This window comes from Flavobacterium branchiophilum NBRC 15030 = ATCC 35035, from assembly GCF_002217205.1.
GTDB lineage: Bacteria > Bacteroidota > Bacteroidia > Flavobacteriales > Flavobacteriaceae > Flavobacterium > Flavobacterium branchiophilum.
The window spans coordinates 1-1,456 of the sequence record NZ_MUGT01000095.1 but is presented as its reverse complement, the minus strand read 5'-3'; the positions used below and the strand labels follow the sequence as shown (position 1 = coordinate 1,456).

The 1,456-nt window shown below is 32.6% G+C and carries 2 protein-coding genes; both read left to right on the top strand.

Features of this window, described 5'->3' with window-relative positions:
• The first annotated feature begins 59 nt into the window (after positions 1 to 59).
• Positions 60 to 374 (top strand): transposase, encoded by a 315-nt coding sequence (locus tag B0A58_RS11165; RefSeq protein WP_014085259.1) that lies wholly within the window; start codon positions 60 to 62, stop codon positions 372 to 374.
• Positions 375 to 412: 38 nt separating this feature from the next.
• A complete protein-coding gene (locus B0A58_RS11160) occupies positions 413 to 1,456 on the top strand; it encodes an integrase core domain-containing protein (RefSeq protein ID WP_207758846.1) in 1,044 nt (347 codons plus the stop codon).

The following is a 1,456-nucleotide window of genomic DNA, read 5'->3' as shown; positions in this document are numbered from 1 at the left end:
TGTTTCAGCCCCTTAAATAATCGAACTGAATTATAAATTAAAAACTATAATTTTGCACGATGGAAAAGCGAACATTTACCACAGAAGAGAAGCTAAAAATCATCAAAGAAGCTTCTGAACAAGGCGTAAAGCCTACATTAGAGAAATACAGTGTATTTCCGGCGAGTTATTATTCATGGAAAAAGAAGTTTGAGACTATGGGAACCGAAGGTTTTGCCCACGGCATGACTCCTGATCAACTCAAGCGAATTCGAGAACTTGAAAAGGAAAACAAGACTTTGAAAGAAATCATTATTGAGAAGGAATTGGAGGGCAAACTAAAAGATGAACTCCTAAAAAAGAAATTTGCCTTGGAGAAAAAAAGAAACTCGTAAATAGCTATGTTTTTCAAGGCTTGAAACTAAGTGTTTCATTGCAAATAGCTAAAATCAGTAAGCATCAATATTATTATAAGCCAAAAAGCACCAAGCAAGGCTTAAAGCCTAGTCTGTCAAGTATTTACATTGATTCAGATGGTATAAAAAAGAGTATATTAAACCCAGATATTATTGCTTTAATGCGATTAATTCATCAGGATGTTGATACGGATTATGGACATCGAAAAATGACCACAGCCTTGAAATTAAAAGGATATCAAATCAATCACAAAAAAGTGTACCGATTAATGAAAGAAGCACAATTATTAAAAGAAAAACACGAGAAGCCTAGTAAAATGTATGTGAAATATCGGAAAGTTTTTCCAAAACAACCTTTTGAAGTTTTAGAAATGGACATCAAATTTGTATGGGTAGAGGAGTTTAAAATGCACGCTTATATTTTGACTACTATTGACACTTTTACACGAATACTTTTGCACCGATATACGGCTTATTCAATAAAAAAAGAAGATGTAAAAAGAGCATGGGAAGACATTATTATTAATCATTTACAACCTAATAATTGTTTGGAAAAGAAAATTCATATTGAAGTAAGGAATGATAATGACAGCCGTTTTTGTGCAAAAATGATTCAGAAGTTTTTTGAAGAAAACCATATAAATCAAGTGTTTACACATCCATATACGCCACAAGAAAATGGTCATATTGAGAGTTTTCATGCTATATTAGCAAAAAAATTAAAACCATATCGTTTTTGGTCGCTCCAAGAATTGGAACAGGTTTTAGTGCTTTTCTATGAAAAATATAACAACGAAAGATTGCACTCATCAGTTTGCTATTTGCCTCCAAATATTTTTTTAGAATCTTGGAATAAAGGGTATATCGACCAATTTGAAGACGAAAAAAAAAGGAAAATCAAATTCAAACTCAACATCCCATATCATCAAATATCGGGCAATACGAGCTGGAAGTGCAGTTCCTTGCAAAATTTAGTGATTCCGCCTTTTTTGGCGGATGAACTAAATTTTAATAAAAACGAAATGGTCAGCGCTGAGACATTTCTTCAAACATCGGTGTAA